The organism is Blastococcus brunescens (assembly GCF_035320885.1).
Lineage (GTDB): Bacteria > Actinomycetota > Actinomycetes > Mycobacteriales > Geodermatophilaceae > Blastococcus_B > Blastococcus_B brunescens.
The window spans coordinates 892451-914709 of sequence record NZ_CP141261.1 but is presented as its reverse complement, the minus strand read 5'-3'; the positions used below and the strand labels follow the sequence as shown (position 1 = coordinate 914709).

Genomic DNA, 22259 nt, shown 5'->3' with positions numbered 1-22259 from the left:
CGCCGGCCGCGATCGCCGCCGCCGCCCGCTCCAGCAGTCGGGCCGGCAGGTGGCCGCCGAGGCCGGTGTTCACGGGGCTGCGCGGTCTGGCGCCGATCCGCGCGGCGACCGCGGCGGCGAGGTCGGCGTAGGTCCAGCTGGCCGCTCGGATCGCGAACACCGCATCGGCCCGGCCCAGCAGCCCCGGGACGCCGGCGTCGCGCTCGGCGAGGCCCAACGCCTCCCCATCAGCGCCAGCGGCTCGCGGGCGGCCGCGGCGGCGCGCTCGCGGTTGGCGCAGACCTGGCCCACCCCACCAGGACGGGGACGCGGGTCTCGTCGGGCAACGGATCTCCTCGGTGGGGTGGGTCAGAGCCGGGCGGCGGCGGCGTAGAGAGCGGTGAGGTGGTCGAGCACGTCGTCGATCGGCGCCCGGGTCATCGGCGCGGAGGCGTAGGCGATGAGCAGCTCGACCAGGCCGCCGGTCAGCGCGATCGCCCGCACCTCGAGGCCGGGCGCCGCGCCGGCGTCGGGCCACAGCGAACGCATGAGCCGCGCAGCCAGCCCGCTGAAGGACTCCAGCAGCCGGCGACGGCGCGCGCGGAACTGCTCGGTGGCCAGCGACTCCATGAGCGCGACGCGCACGGTGCGCGGATCGGCGGTGAAGTACTCGGCGAGCGCGCCGAGCACGGCACGCGCCCGCGCCTGCGGGTCAGCGGCGGGTGCCGCCACCGCGGTCCGCACGGTGGTCTCGACCTGCTCGGCGATCCGGCCGGTGACGGCCAGGAACAGGTCCTCGCGTCCGCCGAAGAGCTCGTAGAAGTAGCGCGGGCTGAGCGCCGCCGTCCGGCACACGTCGGCCACGGTGCTGGCCGCCCAGCCGCGGTCGGCGAAGACCTCGAGGCCGGCGGCGAGGAACTGCTCGCGCCGGCGGGTGGTGCGTTCCTCCGCGCTCATCCCGGCGTAGACGCGCTGCTCGGTCACGGCTCCACCTCCCGTCGCCATCTTGAGCGGTACTGTACAAGATGAACGGTGTCGTACAAGATGTCGCTGGCCTGCCACGGCTCAAGCCACCCCGGCGGACGTCGAGCCGCGCCGTGTCCCGGCTCGACGTCCGGCGAGGCGGCTCGACCTCGAAGACGGCCGCCGAGCGCCAGCAAAGGAGACGACATGAGCGCCTGGGACACCGACGAGCGCGCGGCCCTGCGGGCGTCGGCCCGCCGCTTCACCTACGCCGAGATCGCCCCGCACATGGCCGAGTGGGAGAAAGCCGGCGCCCTCCCACTCGAGCTGCACGCGAAGGCCGCAGCCGCCGGGCTGCTCGGCGTCGGGTTCCCGGAGGAGGCGGGCGGTCAGGGCGGGAACGCGATCGACACCTGGGTGATCGCCGAGGAGATCATCGGCAACGGGGGCTCGAGCGGGCTGGTGGCGAGCCTGTTCACGCACGGCATCGGGCTCCCGCACCTCATCGAGGCCGGGAACCAGGAGCTGATCGACCGTGTCGCCCGCCCGGTCCTGGCCGGCGAGAAGATCGTGTCGCTCGCCGTCACCGAGCCCGAGGGGGCTCCGACGTCGCAGGCCTCACCACCCGGGCGGTGCGCGACGGCGACGACTACGTCGTCGACGGCGCCAAGCTCTACATCACCTCGGCCACCCGGGCCGATTTCTTCACCGTCGCCGTCCGCACCGGCGGCGACGGCGCCGGCGGTGTCTCGCTCCTGCTGCTCGAGCGCGGCATGCCCGGCCTGACCGTGTCGGCGCCGCTTTCGAAGATGGGCTGGCTGTGCTCCGACACCGCGGAGGTCGGCTTCTCCGGTGTCCGGGTGCCGGGAGGCAATCTGATCGGCAGGGAGAACGAGGGCTTCTCCGCGATCATGGGCCAGTTCGCCGCCGAGCGGCTGAGCCTGGCGGTGCAGGCCTACGCCACGGCGCAGCGCTGCCTGGACCTGACGCTGGCCTGGATCACGGAGCGGACGACGTTCGGCCGCCCGCTGTCCAGCCGCCAGGTCGTGCAGCACAAGGTCGCGGAGATGGCCCGCCGGACCGACGTCGCCCGCGTCTACACCCGCGCCGTCGCCGGCTCCTGGCTCGCCGGCGACAACGTCTTCAGCCAGGTGGCGATGGCCAAGAACACCGCCGTGGCCGCGTGCGACTTCGTCGTCGACGCCGCCGTCCAGCTGCACGGCGGGCTGGGCTACATGCGCGGGTCGGAGGTCGAGCGGCACTACCGCGACAGCCGGATCCTCGGCATCGGCGGCGGGACGAACGAGATCATGACCGAGATCGTGGCGAAGCTGATGCTGGCCTGAGGGGTCACTCCTCGGCGCGGCGTCGGCTACCCGGGGGAAGGGTGCGTTGATGTCGAAGTGCACGCCGAGCATCCGGATCGCGAAGCACACGGCGGCGGCACCGACCGCGGCCGCCGGGCCCCGCACGTCGAACACGTCGGCCACGACGACGACGGTGGCACCGACGATCGCCGGAACGGCGTACAGCCCGCTGCTGAGGACCGCCGGCACCTGGCGGATGAGGACGTCGCGGAGGGTGCCTCCTCCAACACCGGTGATCCCCCGACGACCACCGCCTGGGCGGGTCCGAAGCCGAGGTCGAGCGCCTTGAGGGCGCCGGTGACGGCGAACAGGCTCAGGCCGGCGGCGTCCAGGACGTTGATCGCGCCGTAGATCCGCTCCAGGTAGTGGCCGGTGAGGAAGGCGAGCAGCCCGCCGGCGGCGGCCACCACCAGGTAGCGCCAGTCGACGAAGGTGGCCGGAGGGAGGGCGTCGAGGAAGACGTCGCGGATGGTGCCGCCGCCGAGCGCGGTGATCATGCCCAGCGTGACGACGCCGACGATGTCCAGCCGGGTGGTGCGGACGGCGATCAGCGCGCCGTTGAGCGCGAATGCGAACGTGCCGATCAGGTCGAGGACCAGCAGCGCCGTGGTGGCCATCGCCGATCCGCTCCTACCCTGCCGCTCTCCGGGAAGACCCATCCTCCCGGTCGTGCGGGCTCAGGCCGGCGGCGGGGTGAAGGCCTCGATGATCGTGCGCCAGTGCTGCAGATAGGGGCCGGTGCGGGGCGCGTCGGGCTGCAGCGCGTAGGTCATCGCCTGGCCGCGCATGGAGGTGAGCAGCACCTGGTAGAGCGCCTCGGCCGAGGGATGGCCCGCCACCTCCTCGCCGAACACCTCGACGGCCAGGCGGCGCAGCTGTGTGCCCAGGCGGCGCTCGTGGGGCAGCAGCGCCGCCCTCAGCTCGGCATCGGTGCGCGCGGCGGTCCACAGCTCCATGGCGGCGACGAACAGCGGCCCGTGGAACCGCTGCCAGACCAGCTCGATGCCCTCGCGCACCCGCGCGGTCGGCTCACCGGGCAGGTCGACGGCGGCCTCGCGCACGCTGCGGCTGAACTCCTCGTAGAGCTCGTCCATGGCCGCGAGCACCAGCTCGGACTTGGTGGCGAAGTGGTGGGTCAGCGCCCCCGGGAGACCCCCGCGCGGCGCTGCACCTCCTGCGTCGTCGTGCCGGCGTGTCCGAGTTCGACCAGGCAGCCCACCGTCGCCCCGACGAGGGCGGCCTGGGTGGCCGCCCGCCGTTCCGCCTGGGTGCGGCGGAGCGGCGGGCGGGAGCCGGGCACCCCGGGATCGAGCACCGGGACGTCGGTCAGCTCGATGCCCGGCCGGCCAGCGAGGCGCGGAGGCTGCCGGCGGGGACGGCCCGCTCCAGCAGGATCGCCGGTGGACGGAACCGCTCGCCGTAGGCGTCGGCCAGCTCGTCCGCCCGCGCCACGAACCCGGCCACCCCGCCCGTGTACTGGTCGACGTACTGGAGCACGCCTCCGTAGAGGGGCGGGAAGCCGATGCCCATGATCGAGCCGATGTTGGCGTCCTCGACGCTGTTCAGCACCTTCTCCTCGACGCACCGGGCCGTCTCGACCGCCATGGCGAACAGCAGCCGCTCCTGCGCGTCGCGGAACGACACGGACTCCGACGAGGGGAACAGCTCGCTGAGCCCGGCCCACACCCGCTTCTCCGGCTCCCAGTCGAAGAAGCCCTTGCCGGAGGACTTGCCGGTGCGGCCCTGCTCGACGAGCGTCCGCAGCACGGCCACACCCGGGTGGTCGTCCGTAGCGCCGGCCTTGGCCGCCTCGTCGCGGATCTTCAGCGGCAGAGTCAGCGTCACCTCGTCGAGCAGGGTCAGCGGCCCGGCCGGGAAGCCCGCCTGCAGCGCCGCGCGCTCCACGCTCATCGGCGCCAGGCCCTCGGCCAGCAGCGCCGCACCCTCGAGCACCATCGTCCCGAACACCCGGCTGGTGAAGAACCCGCGGCTGTCCTGGACGACGATCGGCGTCTTGCCGATCTGGCGGACGGCGTCGTAGGCGCGGGCGAGTGCGGTGTCGGAGGTTTCCCGACCCACGATCAGCTCGACCAGTGGCATCTTGTCCACGGGCGAGAAGAAGTGCATGCCCACGACGTCGGCCGGCCGCGAGACGCCCTCGGCTAGCCCGGTGATCGGCAGCGTCGAGGTGTTCGAGGCCAACAGTGCGTCCGGCAGGGCGTCGGCCTCCGCCTCGCCGAGCACCCGGTGCTTGAGCGCCTGGTCCTCGAAGACGGCCTCGACGATCACGTCGCAGCCGGCCAGGTCCGCGGCGTCCCCGGTCGGGGTGACCCGGGCGAGGAAGGCGTCCGCCTCGTCCTGGGTTATCCGGCCGCGGGAGACCTGCTTGCCGACCAGGTTCGCGACGTGCGCCTTGCCCTTCTCCGCACCCTCGAGGCTCACGTCCTTGAGGACGACGTCGACACCGACCTTGGCGAAGGCGTGCGCGATGCCCGAGCCCATCATCCCGGCACCCAGCACGCCGACCTTGGTGGCGGTGAACGTCTCCGACACCTGCGGCCGGGAGCCGCCGCCGTTGATCCGGTTCAGGTCGAACCACAGCGCCTGGATCATGTTGGTCGAGATCTGGCCGACGACGAGGTCGACGAAGTACCGGCCCTCCACGGTGAACGCGGTGTCGACGTCGACCTGCAGGCTCTCCACCGCCGCCGACAGGATCGCGTAGGGCGCCGGGTAGGGCGCGCCCTTGAGCTGCTTGGTCAGGTTCGCCGGGAAGGCGGGCAGCGTGCTCGCCAGCGACGGCGAGGAGGGGTGCCGCCGGGCACCTTGTAGCCCGTGACGTCGTAGGGCTGCTGTGCCGTCTCGTTGGCCAGCACCCAGGCCCGTGCCCTGGCGATCAGCTCGTCGCGGTCGGCGGCGGTCTCGTGGATCAACCCCAGCTTCAGCGCCTTGTCGGGGCGGATCTGCTGGCCCTGCAGGAGCAACTCGAGCAACGCCGTCGTCAGGCCGAGCAGCCGGACCGAGCGGACAATGCCGCCACCACCGGGCAGCAGGCCGAGGGTGACCTCGGGGAAGCCGAGCTTGACCTTCGGGTCGTCGAGGACGACGCGGTGGTGGCAGGCCAGCGCGATCTCCAGCCCACCGCCGAGGGCGGCGCCGTTGATGGCCGCGGCCACCGGCAGGCCCAGGGTCTCCAGCCGGCGGAGCTGGCTCTTGACCAGCGTCACCTGGGCCAGCACCTCGTCGCTGCGCTCCGGCGCGGCCTGGATCAGGCTGCCCAGGTTGCCGCCGGCGAAGAAGGTCTTCTTCGCGCTGGTCAGGACGACGCCGCGGACCGACTCCTTCTCCCGCTCCAGCCGGTCGACGGTCTCGCCCATCGAGGCCACGTACGCGTCGTTCATGGTGTTCGCCGACGACGACGGGTCGTCGAGGGTGAGCGTGACGACGCCGTCGGCGTCCTGCTCCCAGCGGATGGTGCTGCTCATGTGGGTCTGCTCCTCAGACTCGTTCGACGACGGTGGCGATGCCCATGCCGCCGCCGACGCACAGGGTGGCCAGGCCGTAGCGCAGGTCGCGCCGCTCGAGCTCGTCGACGAGCGAGCCCAGGATCATGGCGCCGGTGGCGCCCAGCGGATGCCCCATGGAGATAGCCCCACCGTTGACGTTGACCTGCTCGTGGTCGAAGCCGGTGTCGGCCATGAACCGCAGGACGACGGCGGCGAAGGCCTCGTTCATCTCGACCAGGTCGATGTCGTCGACGCTCAATCCGGCCTTGGCCAGCGCCTTGAACGTCGCCGGCGCGGGGCCGGTCAGCATGATCACCGGGTCCGAGCCGGAGACGGCGGCGCTGACGATGCGGGCGCGCGGGGTGAGCCCGTTGCGGGTGCCCGCCTCCTCGGTGCCCACGACGACCAGCGAGGCGCCATCGACGATGCCGCTGGAGTTGCCCGCCGTGTGCACGTGGTCGATGCGCTCGACCCAGTGGTACTTGTTCAGCGCGACCGCGTCGAAGCCGCCCATGTCGCCGATGCCGGCGAACGCCGAGGGCAGCCCGGCCAGCGACTCGACGGTCGTGCCCGGCCGCACCAGCTCGTCGGTGTCGAGGACGACGGTGCCGTTCCTGTCGGTCACCGGAACGACCGAGCGCTCGAAGTAGCCGTTGGACCACGCCTTGGCCGCGCGGGCGTGCGACTCGGCGGCGTAGGCGTCGACGTCCTCACGGGTCCAGCCGGCCAGCGTGGCGATCAGGTCGGCGCCGATGCCCTGCGGCACGAAACCGGTCTGCGCGGCGGTCTCGGGGTCCATCGCCCACGCGCCGCCGTCGGAACCCATCGGGACCCGCGACATCGACTCGACGCCGCCGGCGAACACCAGGTCCTCGAACCCGGACCGGACCTTCTGCGCGGCCAGGTTGACCGCCTCCAGGCCACTGGCGCAGAACCGGTTGATCTGCACGCCGGCGACGGTGTCGGGCAGGCCCGCGGCGATCGCCGCCGTCCGGGCGATGACGGAGCCCTGCTCCCCCACCGGGGAGACGACGCCCAGCACGACGTCGTCGACCAGCGCGGGGTCCAGCTGCGGGTTGCGCGTGCGCACGGCGTCGATCAGGCCGGTGGTGAGGCTGATCGGCTTGACCGAGTGCAGGCCACCGGTCTTCTTGCCCTTGCCGCGCGGGGTGCGCACGGCGTCGTAGATGAACGCCTCGGTGCTCATGCTCGTGCCTCGGTGGCCATGCGGGTCCTCTCGGGATGCGGGTGGAAGGTCAGACGCCGAGCGAGCGGCCGATGATCTCCTTCATGATCTCGGTCGTCCCGCCGTAGATGGTCTGGATGCGTGAGTCGACGAACGCCTTGGCGACCGGGTACTCGAGCATGTAGCCGTAGCCGCCGTGCAGCTGCAGGCACCGGTCGATGACGCGCTTCTGCAGCTCCGTCGTCCACCACTTGGCCATGGCGGCGTCCTCGGCGGTGAACCGGCCGGCGTTGTGCTCACCGATCGCCTTCTCGAGGTAGGTCTCGGCGATCGATACCTCGGTGTGCATCTCGGCGAGCTCGAAGCGGGTGTTCTGGAACGTCCCGATCGGCTTGCCGAACGCGGTGCGCTCCTTGCAGTACTCCACTGTCAGGTCGAGCACGATGCGGGCCGAGGCGACGGCGCCCGCGGCGATCGACAGGCGCTCCTGCGGCAGGTTCTCCATCAGGTGGAAGAAGCCGTGCCCCTCGGTGCCCAGCAGGTTGGCCACCGGCACGCGCACGTCCGAGAAGAACAGCTCGGCGGTGTCCTGTGCCTTCAGGCCGACCTTGTCCAGGTTGCGGCCGCGCTCGAAGCCCGGCATCCCCCGCTCGACGACCAGCAGCGAGAATCCGCGTGCCCCGGCGTCCGGGTCGGTGCGGGCGACGACGATGACCAGGTCGGCGTTGATGCCGTTGGTGATGAACGTCTTCGACCCGTTCAGCACCCACTCGTCGCCGTCCCGGCGGGCCGTCGTCGTCAGGCCCTGCAGGTCCGAGCCGGCGCCCGGCTCGGTCATGGCGATCGCGGTGATGATCTCGCCTCTGACGACCCCGGGCAGCCACCGCTGCTTCTGCTCCTCGGTGGTGAGGCCGATCAGGTACGGCGCGACGACGTCGTTCTGCAGCGTGAAGCCCAGCCCGCTGGCCCCGACCCGGCTGATCTCGGCGGAGAGGATCGCGTTGTAGCGGAAGTCCTTGACCCCGCCTCCCCGTACTCCTCGGGCACGTCCATGCCGAGCAGCCCCTGCTCACCGGCCCTGAGCCAGACCGACCGGTCGACGACCCCTGCCGCCTCCCACGCCGCGTGGTGCGGGAGGACCTCCTTGGCGAGGAAGTCTCGGAGCATCGCGCGGAACGCTTCGTGGTCGGCCTCGTAGAGCGCGGACTGCACAGGGAACCCCCGGATGATCATTTCGGTCTGGTGACGATGACGCCGAGGCCAACATACAGACCATCCGTTCTGTATGTTTGCGTCCCACGTCACACCGCCGTGTCACCGACAGGAGCCCACGTGCAGGAGTACTCCACCCCCACCGCATTCGAGATCCCGGCCTCCGCCGCGCTGCCCGACGCGGTCGGCGAGCACGCCCGGAGCACCCCGGACCACGTCGCGTTCAGCCGCCGCGTCGGCGGCTCGTGGGTGTCCGTCACGAGCAAGGAGTTCGCCGAGCAGGTCTCGGCCCTGGCCCGCGGCATGATCGCCGCGGGGGTCCAGGCCGGCGACCGGGTCGGCATCCTCAGCAAGACCCGGTACGAGTGGAGCCTCGCCGACTACGCCATCTGGACGGCGGGCGGCGTGGCCGTCCCCATCTACGAGACGTCGTCGGACGAGCAGACGCAGTGGATCCTGTCGGACTCCGGCGCCGTGGCCGTGGTCGTCGAGACCGCGGCGCACCAGGCGATGGTCGACTCCGTCCGCGACCGGGTGCCGACCCTCCGCGAGGTCTGGCAGATCGACGCCGGCGACCTCGACGGCCTCGCCGCCCGCGCTCCCGAGGTGCCCGAGGAGCGGCTGACCGAGCGGCGCGCAGCGCTGTCGGCCGACACCCTCGCCACGATCATCTACACGTCCGGCACGACCGGGCGGCCCAAGGGCTGCGAGCTCACCCACGGCAACCTGCTCTACGTCGCCGAGCTGGCGCCCACCGTCATCCCGGCCATGCGCGCCGACGCCGCCAGCTCCCTGCTGTTCCTGCCCCTGGCCCACGTCTTCGCCCGGATCATCCAGGTCAGCTGCGTGCAGAACGGCGCCCGCCTCGGTCACACCGGCGACCTCGCCCAGCTGCTGGCCGACCTCGGCACCTTCCAGCCGACCTTCCTGGTCGCCGTTCCCCGGGTCTTCGAGAAGGTCTACAACGGCGCCCGGCAGAAGGCGCACGCCGGCGGCAAGGGTGCGATCTTCGACCGCGCCGAGCGGGTGGCGGTCGCCTGGTCCAAGGCGCAGGACACCGGCGGCCCCGGCCTGGGCCTCAACCTGCAGCACAAGCTCTTCGACACCCTGGTCTACGGCAAGCTCCGGGCGGCGATGGGCGGCAAGGTCGAGTACGCGCTCTCCGGCGGCGCTCCGCTCGGCGAGCGCCTGGGTCACTTCTTCCGCGGCATCGGCGTGACGATCCTCGAGGGCTACGGCCTCACCGAGACGACCGGGCCGGCCACCGTCAGCGGGCCCGAGGCCCTGAAGGTGGGCACGGTCGGCCGGCCGGCGCCGGGCTCGGCCGTCCGCATCGCCGAGTACGGCGAGATCCAGGTGCGCGGGCCGCAGGTGTTCACCGGCTACTGGAACAACCCGCAGGCCACGGCCGAGACGATGCGCGACGGCTGGTTCGCCACCGGTGACATCGGTGAGATCGACGCCGAGGGCTACGTGACGATCACCGGCAGGATCAAGGAACTGATCGTCACCTCGGGCGGGAAGAACGTCTCCCCGCCGTCCTCGAGGACAAGATCCGGGCGCACCCGCTGGTCAGCCAGTGCATGGTCGTCGGCGACAACAAGCCCTTCATCGGCGCCCTGATCACGCTCGACGTCGAGGCCCTGCCTGCCTGGCTGGAGGGCAGGGGCCGCCCGGCGGACACCCCGATGGCCGAGCTGGTGACCGACCCCGAGGTGCTCGCCGAGATCCAGGCCGCCGTCGACGCCGCCAACAAGCAGGTGTCGAAGGCGGAGTCGATCCGGTCCTTCGAGATCCTGCCGGTGGAGTGGACGGTGGAGGGCGGCCAGCTGACGCCGTCGCTGAAGCTCAAGCGCTCGGTGGTCATGAAGGAGTTCTCCGGCGAGGTCGAGCGGATCTACGCCGGCTGAGCCGATCAGCCCGTTCCGAGGGCCCTCGTCCGCACCGAAGGACGGGGGCTCTCGCATTTCCCCGCTCGCAGCGACAGGTGGGACACCTGTGACGGGTGCGGCCGACACGTGACCGGCGGTGCTGGCGTGACGGACGGAAGGCTCGGACCCTGTCGTACATGACCAGCGTCTACGCGTACGGAACAGCTCACGCGGTCGTGATGGTCGGCTCCTTCGGTGCGGAGGGCCTCAAGCCGCGGCAGATCGGTCCGGCCCACGCCACCATCGGCCGGGTCAACGGTCAGAGCCGCAAGGCGCTGTGCGGGGCCTATGTCTCCATCGACGAGCAGCAGCCGTGGCCGCCGGAGGGCTACGAGGAGCAGCAGCTCTGCGAGAACTGCGCAACCCTCGCCGCCCTCTGACCCCCGGGCATAGGTACCTATACGTGCGTTCCGCGCCCGAGAACGCAGGTATAGGTACCTATGCCTGGCTCAGCCGCCCGCGACCGACGGCAGCACCTGCACCTCGGCGCCGTCCCGGACCGGGGTGACCAGTCCACCCTGGAAGCGGACGTCGTCGCCGTCGACGTAGACGTTCACGAACCGCCGCACCTGTCCGGTCTCGTCCCTGATCCGCCGGGCGAGCATCGGGTGCTCCGCGGCCAGGGCGTCGAGCAGGTCGGCAAGGGTGCCGCCGGCCGGTTCGACGTCCAGGTGCCGGGCGCCGCCCGCGAGCGACGCCAGGACGCCGGGGAGCACCACCTGCACGCTCATGGCAGCCGAGCGGCGCGCACGGTGAGGACGTCGGGCAGGTGGTCGGCGACCAGGGCGAAGGTGTCGCCCTCGTCCGCGCTGGCGTAGACGCAGCCGTCGCGGGTGCCGAAGTAGAGGCCGGTGCGCTCGTGCCCGTCGGCGCAGAAGGCGTCGCGCATGACCGCGCTCCAGTTGCCGTCCGGCAGTCCCACCCCGAGCTCGGCCCAGGTGGCTCCCGCGTCCCGGGTCCGGTGCACCCGCAGCCGACCGTCGGGTGGCACCCGCTGCATGTCGGCGACGAGCGGGATGACCCACGCGGTGCCGGGGGCGTGGGGCGAGGAGACGATCGGGAAGCCGAAATCGGCGGGCAGCCCTCGGCGATCGACGTCCAGGACCCGCCGGCGTCGTCGCTGCGGAAGACGCCGAAGTGGTTCTGCGCGTAGAGCCGGTCGGGACCGCTCGCGTCGACGGCGACCTTGTGCACGCACTGCCCGTACTCGGGCAGCGGATCCGGGCCGAAGGTCACGGTGATGCCGCGGTTGCGGGGCTCCCACTGGCCGCCGCCGTCCTCGCTGACGTAGACGCCGCCGGTGCTCATCGCGACCGTCACGCGGTCGGATGCGGGGTCGGGCAAGACCGTGTGCACGGCCCCTCCCCGCCGCCGGGCTCCCACGTCGTCCGGTGCGGGTGGTCGTGCAGCCCCGGACCAGGTCGAAGGAGCAGCCGCCGTCGGTGCTGCGCCAGAGCGAATGCGGCTCCGCGCCGGCCCAGACGACGTCGGGCCGGTCCGCGGAGTCGGGGCGCAGCTGCCACACGCGGGCGAGCGCGGCGCCGGTGTCCTCCGGGAACCGGATGGCGCCGTGGTCGGTCTCGTTCCAGGCGCCACCGAGATCGTCGCTCCACATGACGGTCGGACCCCAGTGCCCGTACTGGATGCCGGCCAGCACCCGGGGCTCGCCCGCCGGGTGTCGATGGAGACGGCGGCGACCTCCTGGGCGAGCAGGTGCGGCTCGCCGAGCGTCCAGGTGCGGCGGTCGTCGTCACTGCGGGCGAGCCACAGCCCCTTGCGCGTACCGATGGCCAGCAGGTCTGTCATGGCGCCCCTCCGGTGTCGACGGATCGACGTGAGGGCGACCGTAGGACCGGGCGCCGACGCGGTCGACGGCTCCCGGCGCGGTTCCGGAGCCCGCGGACGGTGACCTCACGGGAGGGGTGACCGTCCGGGGCACCGGAACTCAGCGGCGGAGCTCAGCGGCGGGTGGCGCCGCCCCTCCGGACTGGTCCGGGTCCACCGGGCGGGTGGCTTGGTCGGCATGTGCGCCGCTGTAGCCGGACGCCCCGTCGTGGGCGCCGGTGTGCTCCGTCCCGTGCCGACCGCCCTCGTCGTGGACGACGTCGGGAGCGAGCTTCTCGGCCTTCGCCCGCAACGAGTCGGCCTCCGACCGGTGCTCACCGGCGCGGGCGGCGCGCTCGCGGGCCTCCTGCTCGGCGAGCGCGGTGCGCTCCTCGACCTCGGCGCGTTCCCGGCGGGCGCGAGCGGCCTGCTCCTCGGCGAGCGCCTGCTCCTTCTCGGCCTGGGCGCCCCGCACCTGGGCCTCCTGCAGGTGCTCGCGTGCCTGCTCCCGCTTGCGGCCCTTGCCCGCCTGCGAACGCTTCGACAGGGCCAGCGCCGCCAGGACCAGCAGGACGATGACGACGGCGACGATCAGGATGATGAGCCAGGTGTCCACAACGATCCCTCCTCGGAAACAGAGATCTTGTGCCCGGACGCCGAGCTGCGGAAACGCCGCGAGGGCTCAGCCGCTCACTTCAGCGCGCTGCCGGCCTGCCATTCCTCCCACGGGATCGCCCAGTCGTAGATGTCGCCGTCCGCGGCCGAGAGCGTCGGGCCGATCGAGTTCTTGATCTCCACGATGTCGCCCGGCTGGGAGAAGTCGAAGAACCACGCGGCCCGTTCGGTGGACAGGTTGATGCAGCCGTGCGACACGTTGCTGTTGCCCTGCTGCGCCACCGACCACGGGGCGGCGTGCACGAACTCGCCGTTGTTGTTCAGCCGGACGGCGTACTCGACCGGGGTGCGGTAGCCGTTCGGGCTGTCGACCGGCACCCCGTAGGTGCTCGAGTCCATGACGCGGTCGCGGTTGAGCTCGGTGACGACGTGCGGGCCGTTGCGGCTCGGGAAGTCGGGTCCACCGGCGCTCATGGGGAAGCTCTGCACGAGCTGGTCGCCGTCGTAGACGTCGAGGGTGTGCGTCGCCGCGTCGGCGATCGAGACGTGCTTGGCGCCGACCGAGAAGCTGATGCTGCGGTTCTTCTCCCCCACACGCCCTCGCCGAAGTCGACGCCGTACAGGTTGGCGTCGAGCGTGACCTCGGTGTTCGCCGGCCAGTAGGTCGAGGGACGGAAGTGCACCTCGGCGTCGTTGAACCAGCTCCACACGCCGTCGGTCGGGGTGCTGCTGGTGACCTCCAGGTGGCTCTCGACGGCGGCCTTGTCGGCGACCGGGTCGTCGAACCAGACGCGGATCGGCATGCCCACGCCCACGGTCTGCCCGTCGAGCGGACCGATGGACGGCGTGGACAGCGTCGTGGGCGCGACCGTGGTGAAGGTCGAGGACGCCGAGGTCTGCGCGTCGTCCTCGTTCACCGCGGCCGCGCTCAGCGTGTACTGCGTGCCGTAGGCCAGCGGCGTCTCCGGCGTCCAGACCCCGCTGCCCGAGTCGTCGGCGTCAGCGACCGCCCCGGGGACCTGGGCCCCCGCGGCGTCGACGAGGGTGACGTCGGTCAGCTCACCGTCGGACACCGCGATCTCGAGCGGGCTCACGGGCGAGACGTCGGCCGAGCCGTCAGCGACGGACAGGGACACCTGCGCCTCGGGCGCCGCCTCCGCGGTGGGTTCGGCCGATCCGCCCGGGTCGTCTCCGCTGCACCCCGCCAGGAAGATCATCGCGCCCGCGGTGATCGTGGCTGCTGTCCTGCGCACCTCGCCCGTCCCCTCCGATCGACACCACGGCCCGGCCGCGTCGGGACCGCGGGCCTGCCCCCAGTGTCCACGTCGGGACGACGGAACGACCGAGTCGAGCATCACGCCGGGTGCCCGCCCGACCGGGGCCGGGGCGCTGGTATCGTTCTTCCTCGTCGCCCGGCACGCCGGGCGACACGCGCCATTAGCTCAATTGGCAGAGCAGCTGACTCTTAATCAGCGGGTTCGGGGTTCGAGTCCCTGATGGCGCACCCTCGATCGAAGCGGCTCCGTCCTCCATGGACCGAGCCGCTTCGTCGTTCACTGCATCCGGATCCGGCCCTGCGTGCGAACACTTGGCGTGGGTTCTGTGTCTCCTCAGCAGTACGAGTGGATCGTCCGTCCCCTGCTCGACGCGGGTCTCGGCCTGGACCGGATCAGGGACCTGCTGTTCCGGCTCGGTTTCGCGGCGATCGTCAGCGAGGGCCGCGGAACAGCCGCCGAGGTGTCGACCTTGGTCCTCGACCAGCCGGCGCACGTGCAGGCCGCCTGGCACGAGGTCATCGACCGGATGATCTCGCTGCACCGGTCCATCGTCTGACCTTCCCGCCACCTACTCCGCGGCGTCGTCCTCGCGGACCAGGCGCAGGTGCGGGCGGGTCGTGATGCTTTCGCGCTCGTCGGGCACCGTTGGCAGACCGGCGGCCCGGCGGACCCGGTTCTCCGGCACGTCGAGGGCCCGGGCCAGGAACTCGGCCAGACCGTCGGTGATGAAGCTCGTGCCGCCGGTCCGGGCCATGCGGGCGAGCGTCTCGGGCGGGATGACCCAGCGGGACAGGCGCGACGCGTCGTCGGGCGTGCGGGACAGCTCCCACAGCCGGCGCCGCACGAGATCCTGGAGGTCCTTCGCGGCCATCCCAGCAGGCTAGGCCCGCGCGCCGGCCGGTGCACGCGGGACGGTCAGCGGCCCGGCGCGGGCGCCGGCTTCAGCCTCCGCCAGATCCAGCTCGACGGCACCCGGCGGCCGGTCACGACGTACTCGAGGATCCCCTCCACGAAGAGGACCGTGTCCAGCGCCCGCCGGGCCGCCGCCCAACCGGCGAGGAGGAGTTCGTCGCCCGGGCGGAGGACGAAGTCGTCGTCCGGCGCGAGCGTGACCTCCCGGCCCCGGAGCGCGAGCAGCACCATCGCGTGCAGCGGCTCGTCGCGGTCCTCGGGGTTGCGCAGCAGCCGGCCGAGGCGCACCTCCCCTGTGGCCAACCAGGATTCGAGGGCAGGCGCCTCATGCGGGGTGACGCGCACCTTCCAGAGGGTCTGGAGGTGCGAGCCGCAGAGCCCGGTCAGCCGCTCGACGATGCCGGCCGCCCACGCGTCGCCCTTCGCCGGCATCTCGCGCAGGAACCGCCAGAGCAAGGGGGTGGACAGCTGCGCGTACACCTCGTGGGCGATCACCTCGGTCGGCACCAGCAGGGCGTCGACGTCCATGGCCGTGAACAGCGGCGCGCTGGACGCATGGTTCTGGCGGGCCGCGAGGAAGAGCTCGGGGTTGCTGCGCCGGGCCGCGGCGACCAGCGACAGGTTGGTCGTGTCGTTGTCGGTGCCGGCGACCAGCCCGACCGCGCGGTCGAGGTCGGCCTGGGCCAGCACCCACGGGTCGGACCCGTCGCCCTCGAGCAGCTCGGCGTCGCCGACGTCCGGGGTTCCCGACTCGATGACGGTGACCTCCAGGCCCTCCGCGCGCAGGTCGGCGGTCAGCTCCCGGCCCAGCCGTCCGTAGCCGCAGACGATCCAGCGCCCGTCGCGCGGTGGCGCCCCGCGTTCGGGCAGGGCGGCACCCGGGCCGCTCTCCAGCCAGGTCATCAGCTGGTAGGACGCCGGGGCGCGCAGTGCGAGGCGCAGGTGGTCGCCGAACCGGTCGAAGGCGTTGACCGTGTTCGGGCTGCCGAACGCCTGCATGCGCTCGGCGATCGTCCGCGAGCTCACGCGCGCGATGACCGGCAGTTCCGGCCGCAGCAGCGCCGCGGCCATGACGACGGCGAGGTTGGCCTCCTCGTCGTCGGTGAGCGCCACCACCGCCTCGCACCAGGGATGCCCGAGCCCGGCGACGGCGAGGTGGCCGGGGTCGCGGGCATCGGCGACCAGGCCCGGCACGTCGGCGTGGTAGGAGTCCAGCTCCAGCCCGTCGATGCGCTCGGAGTCGTGGTCGAGGACGACGAACCGCCGGCCCAGCGCGTCGAAGGAGTGCCCGAGCAGCTCCCCGTCCGGCCGTACCCGGCGAGCAGCAGGAACGGTTCCCGCAACCGGCCCACCTTGCGGCTGAAGTGCTGCAGCGACAGCGCGGACCGGAAGGCCCGGTCCTGCAGGAGCGACAGCAGCGACCCGATCGCGTAGGCCCAGCCGATCACCGAGAGGTAGATCGTCACGGTCACCCACATCCGCTGGTTGTAGGTGAACGCGTTCGGGATCTCCCCGAAACCGATCGTCGTCGCGGTGTAGCTCATGAAGTAGAAGGCGTCGAAGAAGCCCATCCGGACGGGGTCGCCGTCGGCGTCCTGGCCCGGGATGAGCGTCAGGCCGAGCAGGCTGACGGAGAAGATGACGATCAGCACGATCAGGGGGCGCGCATCCGCCGCAGGATCAGGAAGATCGTGGCCGTGGCCTGGGCGGCCGAGCGGGCAGCGACGCGGCGGGTCGCCCGACGGACCCGGCGGTCGTCGATCTCCTCCCCGAAGATGTTCTTCCAGAAGACGAGCAGCGGGTTGCCCATGGCGGCCTCCGGTCAGCCGCGGTGGAAGGAGACCGTCTCGACGACGAGCAGCACGACGGAGATGACGTTGGCCAGCAGCGCTCCCCGGACAGCGACACGACGCTGGACATGGCCGCCGCCGTCAGTCCCTCGGTGGAGACGTACAACGCGTAGCCGAGGACCAGGGACGCGGCGATCAGCTGCAGGTCGGCCACCAGGCTGGTGGCGAGGTGGACCGCACCGACCTGCGTCCGGTCACCGAACTTCAGCACCGTCGCGATGAGGTTGACGACCACCGCCGCGAAGAGCTCGTAGCGGTCGTGCTGGTCGGGGTCGTCCATGTCGCCGAGGAAGAACCCGAAGTTCAGCGTGGCGGCGAGCACGACGAAGAACCCGAAGACCACCTTTTCCAGGTTCACGTGCACCTCCCCGCTGCCGGCCTGCCGCCGATCTTGGCCTCACGAGCGCATTTCCGCGCCCCGGGAGCGCGGACTTTTCCGTGACCAGGCGTCACCCTTCAGCCGGTGCGTCGTTCCCTGATCAACCTGGCCACGTCCGCCGAAAGGCCCATGATGACCACCACCGCCCGACCGGGACGGCGTCTCGTCCGCTCCCTGGGGATCGCGCTCCCCCTCGTCGTCGCCCTCGCGCTCGCGCAGCCTGCCGCCGCGGGCCCTCGCGAGGACAACCCCGGAAGGGGACACGCGAAACAGCCCGTCGCCGAGCCCGCCGGCGCCTTCGACTACACGCAGGTCGAGGGACTGAGCACCGACCGGTTCGGATCCGTCGAGGAGGCCCTCGATCTGCCGATGCACGACGGCACCGAGGTGCACATCGAGGTGACCCGCCCGGCCGGGGCCGACGGCGTCCCCGTCCCCGGCGAGTTCCCGGTGATCCTGGAGGCCAGCCCGTACCACGGGGCGATGGCCGACCGGGAGGGATGCGGATCCTGCCCGAGCCCCGCGGCGAGGACGGCACGTCGCTCGGCCTGACCGGCTACTTCGTGCCCAAGGGTTACGTCGTCGTGATGATGGACCTGCGCGGCACGGGCCTGAGCGACGGCTGCCTGGACCACCTGGGCCCGAACGACGCCCAGGACCTGAAGACGGTCGTCGAGTGGGCGGCTGCCCAGCCGTGGTCCAACGGCCGGGTCGGCATGACCGGACACTCCTACGTGGGGTCGACGCCCTCGCTGGCCGCCGCGATGGACCCGGAGGGGCTGGCGACGATCGTGCCCAGCGCGGGCATGGCCACGATGTACGACCACCAGTTCCAGGCCGGGGTGCCCTACTTCCTGCAGTGGGCCGGCCCGATGGTCGCCTACGAGCAGATCGCGCTCGAACGCGACCTGCCCGGCGGCGAGCACGTCGGGGAGAAACCCGAGGAGACCGGCTGCGGCCTGCCGAACAGTTCGCTGACCGCGGGTGAGGCCCAGCTCTCGGGCCAGTACACCTCCTGGCACGGCGAGCGCGACTGGCGCGAGGCCGCCACCGCCGCCGACCTCCCGGTGTTCATGGTCCACGGGGTCAACGACAACGCCGCCCGAGTCGCCGGCATGGACTGGTTCACCCAGCGGGCCGGCCGGGACGGGGACAAGATCTGGCTCGGCCAGTGGGACCACGGCTCCGGCTGCTGCCCCACCCGCCGCGGCATCCAGTGGACCTACGCGCTGCACGCCTGGTTCGACGAGCACCTCGCCCAGCGTGACGTGGACACCGGCCCGGCCGCGGAGTTGTTCCTCTCCGACGGGACGTTCGAGGGCGGACGGACCGGCGACCGGACCCAGGTGCTCACCGGGACGCAGTGGCCGCCCGCCGCGGAGACCTTGACCCTGCACCCGTCCGCCGACGGCACGCTGTCCGCGGAACCGTCCACCCTCCCCGGGTCCGTCAGCTTCACCGGTGACCCGCTCGGCCACACCGACCCCCAGGGCACCGGCGGCGTCGACTTCGCGACCGAGCCGGTCACGCAGGACACCGTGCTCGCCGGCAAGCCGCTGCTGGACATGGTCGCCTCGGTGACCGCCCCACGGGTGCACCTGATCGGCACGCTCTACGACGAGAGCCCGGACGGCGACCGCCGGCGGATCAGCCAGTTCGCCATCAACCCCGAGCTCCGGGTCGGCGTGGCCACCCCAAGCCGGTGCTCCCGGGCCAGCTGATGGAGATGCAGCCGCCGGGCTTCGCGATGGCGCACGACCTGCGCGAGGGGCACCGGCTGGTCCTGCGGTTCACCACCTCCGACCCGGACAAGGTGCCGACGTTCGCCGTCGATCCGCGGGTGACGATCGCGACCGGTCCCGGTGGGACGGTCCTGCAGGTCCCGGTCGTCGCCTCCCCTCCCTGGCCGATGACACGGTGCCATTCGGCACGGAGGACGGGCAGCCGCAGGCCGGCCCCGCCCAGCCGGGCGAGAACGCGTCGGTGACGCCGCCACTCGGCGCCCCCGAACGGACGCCGGTGACCGTCGCCTTCCACGAGTTCGACGTCCAGGAGGGCTTCGACAACGCCGCCCTGCTGGTCGGCGCGGTGCCGGCCACGAGCGCCGACGTCGACCTCTACCTGCAGCGGCAGCAGGCCGACGGCAGCTGGAGCAGCGACCTCACCTCGGGCGGGAGCAGCAGCCTCACCGAGGAGTCGCTGCGGCTGACCGACCCCGCACCCGGCCGGTACCGGCTCGAGGTGCACAACTGGGCCGGCGCGCCGAACACCCGCGTCGACCTGACGCTGACCTTCCTCGACTCCGTGGGGAAGGCGGGGTGATGGGTACGGCGGGGTGGTGACCCGCCGGTGAACGCGTCGAGCGCCCTCTCCCGTGCGGGAGGGGCGCTCGTCGCTGGCGGTAGCGTCCGGGCGGTGCGAGTGGTGACGGCTCGCCGGGACCCCGCCCGGCGGCGACTGGACGCCCTCACCTTCGCGCTGTTCTCGGTGGCCCTGGGCACGAACGTGCCCACGCCGCTGCTGCTGATCTACCAGGACACCCTGGCGCTCTCCGAGGCCGAGCTCACCGCGATCTTCGGCTGCTACGCCGTCGGCCTGATCCTCGCGCTCAGCGTTTCCGGCGCCGCGTCCGACCGGTTCGGCCGGCGGGCGCTCGTCCTCCCGTTCGGCATCGTCGCCGGCCTGGTCTCGCTGCTGTTCATCCCCGCCGCGGAGAGCCTGCCGCTGCTCTACGCGGGCCGGCTCCTGCAGGGAGCCGTGTCCGGAGTGGTCTTCTCCGTCGCGAACGCCTGGCTGCAGGAGCTCGCCGGCCCCGACCGCCAGCAGTCGGCGGCGACCCGCGGCGCGGTGTCGACGTCCCTCGGTTTCGCCATCGCCCCGGCCATGAGCGGGGTCCTCGCTCAGTACGGACCGGCGCCGACTGCGCTGCCCTACCTCGTGCACGTCGCGGTGCTGGTCGTCGGCCTGGCCGCGCTGGTCCTCGTCCCCGAGACCGTGCACGAGCGCCGGCCGGCCCGCCTCATGCACCTCGGCCTCCCGCCGGAGGCCCGGCGACCGTTCCGGGCCCTCCTGGCGCCGACGGCCGTGGGCGTGTTCGCCTTCCCGGCGGTGGCCGCCACCCTGCTGCCGCTGCTCGTGGTCCCGGACGGCGTCGGCGTCGCGTACGCGGGGCTGCTGGGCGGGCTGGCCCTCGGCGCCAGCGCGGTCGCGGCCCGGGTCGGGCGCAGCGCCGATCGTGGGGCGCCGCTGGGCATGGCGCTGGGTGCGGTCGGTTACGCCGTCGGCGTGCTCGCCGTCGTCCTGCAGTCCGAGCCCCTGCTGCTGCCCGCCGCGGCCCTGCTGGGGCCGGCGGCGGCCTGTGCCTGACCGCGGGTCTCACGCTCACCGCCCGGCTGGCTCCGGCGGAGACCCGGGGCGCGATGAACAGCGCCTTCTACGCCTTCGCCTACATCGGCTTCGGCACCCCGCTGCTGCTCGCCTGGCTCGGCGCCACCTTCGGCACCGTGCCGGCGCTGGCCGGGTTCCTCGCCGTCCCGACGGCGCTGGCGGTATGGCTCCGGCGGGAGCTGCGTCGCCGCGTGCGGGACTGACCTCCCGAGGAGACCGCCCCGGGGGCCGGCCGAGACGGCTCGGGCGTCCGCAGCGACGTCGGCCCACCGCGAGGAGGCCCCATTGACCCGCTGAGCCCGCGCCCCTACGTTGGCTCCAAGCGGATGCGCACGGTTTTCGGTATCCGAAGACCGTCGGGGGATGAAGCTCCACGGGTACACCGGGACGAAGGAGAGTTGATGGTCGAGCGCCGGCCCCGCGTGGTCATCGTCGGCGGCGGTATCGGTGGTCTCTTCGCCGCCAATGCCCTGGTGCAGCTGGGCATCCCCGTATCCGTGCACGAGCAGGCCCCGGCGCTCGGAGAGGTCGGCGCCGGGGTCTTCCTCACCCCGAACAGCGTCCGGCAGCTGCAGCGCGTGGGACTGGAGCCGGCGGTCAGCCGCCTGGGCGCGCGGGTCGGCGCCGACTCGCGCTACTTCCGGCACGACGGCGCCCCCATCGCACCCGTGCAGACCACCGATTCCTCGGGCTGGAACGCGGTCTTCGGCATGCACCGCGCCGACCTCGTCGAGTTGCTGGCCGAGCGGCTACCGGACGACGTGGTGCACACCGGTCACCGCTGCACCGACTTCGAGCAGGACGGCGACACGGCCCGGGTGTCGTTCGCCGACGGAGCCACCGCGGAGGGCGACGTGGTCATCGCCGCTGACGGCATCCACTCCGAGCTGCGGCACCACGTCGTGCCGCCGTCCCCTCCGGTCTTCTCCGGCTCGGTCGCCTACCGCGGCCTGGTCCCCCACGAGTCGGTCCCCGAGTGGCCCACCGACGCCTGGCAGATGTGGCTCGGCGAGGGCAGGCACTTCCTCGTGTTCCCGGTCCGCGCGGGCGAACTGGTGAACTACGTCGGCTTCGTCCCCGCCGACGAGCAGATGAAGGAGTCGTGGTCGGCCCCTGGCGATCCCGACGTGCTCCGTCAGGAGTTCGCCGGGTGGGACAGCCGCATCGAGTCCCTCCTGGGGCACGTGACGGCGACCCTCCGGTGGGGGCTCTACGACCGCGAACCGTTGCCCACGTGGACCGCCGGGCGGCTCGGCCTGCTCGGGGATGCGGCGCATCCGATGCTGCCGCACCTCGGTCAGGGAGCCAACCAGTCCATCGAGGACGGCATGGCGCTCGCGACCATTCTCGCCCGTGCCGACCGGGCCACCGCTCCGGCGGCCCTCCGCGCGTACGAGCAGCTGCGCCGTGAGCGGGTGGCACTCGTCCAGCAGGGCGCGCGACAGAACGGGCTCCGCTACGACTCCTCGTACGCCGACCTGGGCGTGCGGGACGCGGAGATCGCCGCGCACATGACATACCGCACGTGGCTCTACGACCACGACGTCGTGCCGGAGGCGGAAGCCGCCGCAGCCGCGCTGACCTGACGCCCGTGTCGTTCCCGGCCCCGTCGGGCCGCCCGCACCGTTCCCCATCGACAGACCAGGAGTTCGCATGACGCACCGGTCCAACCGCGGTCTCGCCCTGATCGTGGCCCTCATGACCACTCTCACCGCCTGCGGCGGCGGGGACTCCGGGACGACGACGGGAGCGCCGGCGGAGGCAGGCGAACCGGAGAAGACCGAGCTGACCGTCGGCGTGCTCCCGCTCGCCGACCTGGCCCCTTCTACCTGGCCATCGAGGAGGGACTGTTCGCGGACGAGGGGCTGACG

29 protein-coding genes, 1 tRNA gene and 3 pseudogenes are annotated in these 22259 nt (G+C 72.4%); 15 read left to right on the top strand and 18 right to left on the bottom strand.

Annotated features, from left to right (window positions below; genetic code table 11):
* Window positions 1-348: 348 nt before the first annotated feature.
* Window positions 349-963 carry a TetR/AcrR family transcriptional regulator gene (locus U6N30_RS06310; RefSeq protein ID WP_324276593.1) on the bottom strand — a complete coding sequence of 205 codons (615 nt, stop codon included), beginning with the start codon at window positions 961-963 and terminating at the stop codon, window positions 349-351.
* A 60-nt stretch (window positions 964-1023) separates the two neighbouring features.
* Here U6N30_RS06310 and U6N30_RS06305 point away from each other — a divergent pair.
* Both U6N30_RS06305 and U6N30_RS06300 read left to right on the top strand, forming a co-directional pair.
* Window positions 1024-1494 (top strand): annotated as a pseudogene (locus U6N30_RS06305) (acyl-CoA dehydrogenase family protein); the annotation flags it as partial.
* Window positions 1495-1574: 80 nt separating this feature from the next.
* A complete protein-coding gene (locus tag U6N30_RS06300) occupies window positions 1575-2288 on the top strand; it encodes an acyl-CoA dehydrogenase family protein (RefSeq protein WP_324276592.1) in 714 nt (237 codons plus the stop codon).
* Window positions 2289-2593: 305 nt separating this feature from the next.
* Here U6N30_RS06300 and U6N30_RS06295 read toward each other — a convergent pair.
* The 8 genes and pseudogenes from U6N30_RS06295 to U6N30_RS06260 all read right to left on the bottom strand — a co-directional run.
* Window positions 2594-2926: pseudogene (locus tag U6N30_RS06295) on the bottom strand (trimeric intracellular cation channel family protein); the annotation flags it as partial.
* A gap of 60 nt (window positions 2927-2986) precedes the next feature.
* Window positions 2987-3415, bottom strand: a complete 429-nt coding sequence (locus U6N30_RS06290) for a hypothetical protein (protein ID WP_324276591.1) — start codon at window positions 3413-3415, stop codon at window positions 2987-2989.
* Window positions 3416-3444: 29 nt separating this feature from the next.
* Window positions 3445-3624 carry a hypothetical protein gene (locus U6N30_RS06285; RefSeq protein WP_324276590.1) on the bottom strand — a complete coding sequence of 60 codons (180 nt, stop codon included), beginning with the start codon at window positions 3622-3624 and terminating at the stop codon, window positions 3445-3447.
* 11 nt (window positions 3625-3635) lie between these two features.
* Complete coding sequence (locus U6N30_RS06280; protein WP_324276589.1) at window positions 3636-5012, bottom strand: 3-hydroxyacyl-CoA dehydrogenase; 1377 nt, start codon at window positions 5010-5012, stop codon at window positions 3636-3638.
* 56 nt (window positions 5013-5068) lie between these two features.
* Window positions 5069-5794, bottom strand: coding sequence for an enoyl-CoA hydratase/isomerase family protein (locus U6N30_RS06275; protein ID WP_324276588.1), 726 nt, complete (start codon window positions 5792-5794; stop codon window positions 5069-5071).
* A 13-nt stretch (window positions 5795-5807) separates the two neighbouring features.
* Window positions 5808-7022: an acetyl-CoA C-acetyltransferase gene (locus tag U6N30_RS06270; protein ID WP_324276587.1), complete on the bottom strand. Its 1215-nt coding sequence runs from the start codon at window positions 7020-7022 to the stop codon at window positions 5808-5810.
* Window positions 7023-7071: 49 nt separating this feature from the next.
* Complete coding sequence (locus U6N30_RS06265; RefSeq protein WP_324278184.1) at window positions 7072-7983, bottom strand: acyl-CoA dehydrogenase family protein; 912 nt, start codon at window positions 7981-7983, stop codon at window positions 7072-7074.
* Complete coding sequence (locus U6N30_RS06260) at window positions 7917-8213, bottom strand: acyl-CoA dehydrogenase family protein (RefSeq protein WP_324276586.1); 297 nt, start codon at window positions 8211-8213, stop codon at window positions 7917-7919. The genes U6N30_RS06265 and U6N30_RS06260 overlap by 67 nt, the downstream gene beginning before the upstream one ends.
* 120 nt (window positions 8214-8333) lie before the next feature.
* Here U6N30_RS06260 and U6N30_RS06255 point away from each other — a divergent pair, with 120 nt between their 5' ends.
* From U6N30_RS06255 to U6N30_RS06245, 3 genes are all read left to right on the top strand, one after another.
* Window positions 8334-9836, top strand: a complete 1503-nt coding sequence (locus U6N30_RS06255) for an AMP-dependent synthetase/ligase (RefSeq protein ID WP_324276585.1) — start codon at window positions 8334-8336, stop codon at window positions 9834-9836.
* On the top strand, window positions 9797-10123 hold the full coding sequence (locus U6N30_RS06250; RefSeq protein WP_324276584.1) for a hypothetical protein: 327 nt from the start codon (window positions 9797-9799) through the stop codon (window positions 10121-10123). The genes U6N30_RS06255 and U6N30_RS06250 overlap by 40 nt, the downstream gene beginning before the upstream one ends.
* Before the next feature lie 158 nt (window positions 10124-10281).
* Window positions 10282-10524: a hypothetical protein gene (locus U6N30_RS06245; protein ID WP_324276583.1), complete on the top strand. Its 243-nt coding sequence runs from the start codon at window positions 10282-10284 to the stop codon at window positions 10522-10524.
* A 69-nt stretch (window positions 10525-10593) separates the two neighbouring features.
* Here the strand turns inward: U6N30_RS06245 and U6N30_RS06240 are convergent, their stop codons facing one another.
* The 5 genes from U6N30_RS06240 to U6N30_RS06220 form a co-directional block, all read right to left on the bottom strand.
* Window positions 10594-10875, bottom strand: a complete 282-nt coding sequence (locus U6N30_RS06240) for a ubiquitin-like small modifier protein 1 (RefSeq protein WP_324276582.1) — start codon at window positions 10873-10875, stop codon at window positions 10594-10596.
* Window positions 10872-11801 (bottom strand): beta propeller repeat protein, encoded by a 930-nt coding sequence (locus U6N30_RS06235; protein WP_324276581.1) that lies wholly within the window; start codon window positions 11799-11801, stop codon window positions 10872-10874. Before U6N30_RS06235 ends, U6N30_RS06240 begins: the two co-directional genes overlap by 4 nt.
* Before the next feature lie 288 nt (window positions 11802-12089).
* On the bottom strand, window positions 12090-12584 hold the full coding sequence (locus U6N30_RS06230) for a hypothetical protein (RefSeq protein WP_324276580.1): 495 nt from the start codon (window positions 12582-12584) through the stop codon (window positions 12090-12092).
* A 74-nt stretch (window positions 12585-12658) separates the two neighbouring features.
* Complete coding sequence (locus U6N30_RS06225) at window positions 12659-13072, bottom strand: L,D-transpeptidase (RefSeq protein ID WP_324276579.1); 414 nt, start codon at window positions 13070-13072, stop codon at window positions 12659-12661.
* Window positions 13054-13938, bottom strand: a complete 885-nt coding sequence (locus U6N30_RS06220) for an Ig-like domain-containing protein (RefSeq protein ID WP_324278183.1) — start codon at window positions 13936-13938, stop codon at window positions 13054-13056. Before U6N30_RS06220 ends, U6N30_RS06225 begins: the two co-directional genes overlap by 19 nt.
* A 76-nt stretch (window positions 13939-14014) precedes the next feature.
* Here U6N30_RS06220 and U6N30_RS06215 point away from each other — a divergent pair.
* Together U6N30_RS06215 and U6N30_RS06210 are read left to right on the top strand one after the other, a co-directional pair.
* Window positions 14015-14087, top strand: a tRNA-Lys gene (locus tag U6N30_RS06215).
* Between the two features lie 98 nt (window positions 14088-14185).
* A complete protein-coding gene (locus U6N30_RS06210; protein WP_324276578.1) occupies window positions 14186-14416 on the top strand; it encodes a hypothetical protein in 231 nt (76 codons plus the stop codon).
* Between the two features lie 12 nt (window positions 14417-14428).
* Here U6N30_RS06210 and U6N30_RS06205 read toward each other — a convergent pair whose 3' ends face one another.
* From U6N30_RS06205 to U6N30_RS06190, 4 genes and pseudogenes are all read right to left on the bottom strand, one after another.
* Entirely contained in the window at window positions 14429-14731 is a 303-nt protein-coding gene (locus U6N30_RS06205) for a hypothetical protein (RefSeq protein ID WP_324276577.1), read from the bottom strand.
* A 44-nt stretch (window positions 14732-14775) separates the two neighbouring features.
* Entirely contained in the window at window positions 14776-16248 is a 1473-nt protein-coding gene (locus U6N30_RS06200) for a potassium channel family protein (protein ID WP_324276576.1), read from the bottom strand.
* Window positions 16236-16424, bottom strand: a pseudogene (locus tag U6N30_RS06195) (ion channel); the annotation flags it as partial. The gene U6N30_RS06200 and the pseudogene U6N30_RS06195, both read right to left, overlap by 13 nt.
* A 28-nt stretch (window positions 16425-16452) precedes the next feature.
* Window positions 16453-16980: a DUF6394 family protein gene (locus tag U6N30_RS06190; protein ID WP_324276575.1), complete on the bottom strand. Its 528-nt coding sequence runs from the start codon at window positions 16978-16980 to the stop codon at window positions 16453-16455.
* A gap of 105 nt (window positions 16981-17085) precedes the next feature.
* Here U6N30_RS06190 and U6N30_RS06185 point away from each other — a divergent pair, with 105 nt between their 5' ends.
* The 8 genes from U6N30_RS06185 (at window position 17086) to U6N30_RS06150 (ending at window position 22257) form a co-directional block, all read left to right on the top strand.
* Complete coding sequence (locus tag U6N30_RS06185) at window positions 17086-17553, top strand: hypothetical protein (RefSeq protein ID WP_324276574.1); 468 nt, start codon at window positions 17086-17088, stop codon at window positions 17551-17553.
* Window positions 17502-18722, top strand: a complete 1221-nt coding sequence (locus U6N30_RS06180) for a CocE/NonD family hydrolase (protein WP_324276573.1) — start codon at window positions 17502-17504, stop codon at window positions 18720-18722. Before U6N30_RS06185 ends, U6N30_RS06180 begins: the two co-directional genes overlap by 52 nt.
* A complete protein-coding gene (locus U6N30_RS06175) occupies window positions 18722-18988 on the top strand; it encodes a hypothetical protein (protein WP_324276572.1) in 267 nt (88 codons plus the stop codon). Before U6N30_RS06180 ends, U6N30_RS06175 begins: the two co-directional genes overlap by 1 nt.
* Complete coding sequence (locus tag U6N30_RS06170; protein ID WP_324276571.1) at window positions 18985-19323, top strand: hypothetical protein; 339 nt, start codon at window positions 18985-18987, stop codon at window positions 19321-19323. Before U6N30_RS06175 ends, U6N30_RS06170 begins: the two co-directional genes overlap by 4 nt.
* Window positions 19324-19416: 93 nt before the next feature.
* Window positions 19417-20367 (top strand): MFS transporter, encoded by a 951-nt coding sequence (locus U6N30_RS06165; RefSeq protein ID WP_324276570.1) that lies wholly within the window; start codon window positions 19417-19419, stop codon window positions 20365-20367.
* 53 nt (window positions 20368-20420) lie between these two features.
* Complete coding sequence (locus U6N30_RS06160) at window positions 20421-20591, top strand: hypothetical protein (RefSeq protein WP_324276569.1); 171 nt, start codon at window positions 20421-20423, stop codon at window positions 20589-20591.
* A gap of 198 nt (window positions 20592-20789) precedes the next feature.
* The gene (locus tag U6N30_RS06155) at window positions 20790-21974 is read left to right on the top strand and encodes an FAD-dependent monooxygenase (RefSeq protein WP_324276568.1); all 1185 of its coding nucleotides are present in this window, start codon (window positions 20790-20792) and stop codon (window positions 21972-21974) included.
* A gap of 67 nt (window positions 21975-22041) precedes the next feature.
* A complete protein-coding gene (locus U6N30_RS06150) occupies window positions 22042-22257 on the top strand; it encodes a hypothetical protein (RefSeq protein WP_324276567.1) in 216 nt (71 codons plus the stop codon).
* Window positions 22258-22259 lie beyond the last annotated feature (2 nt).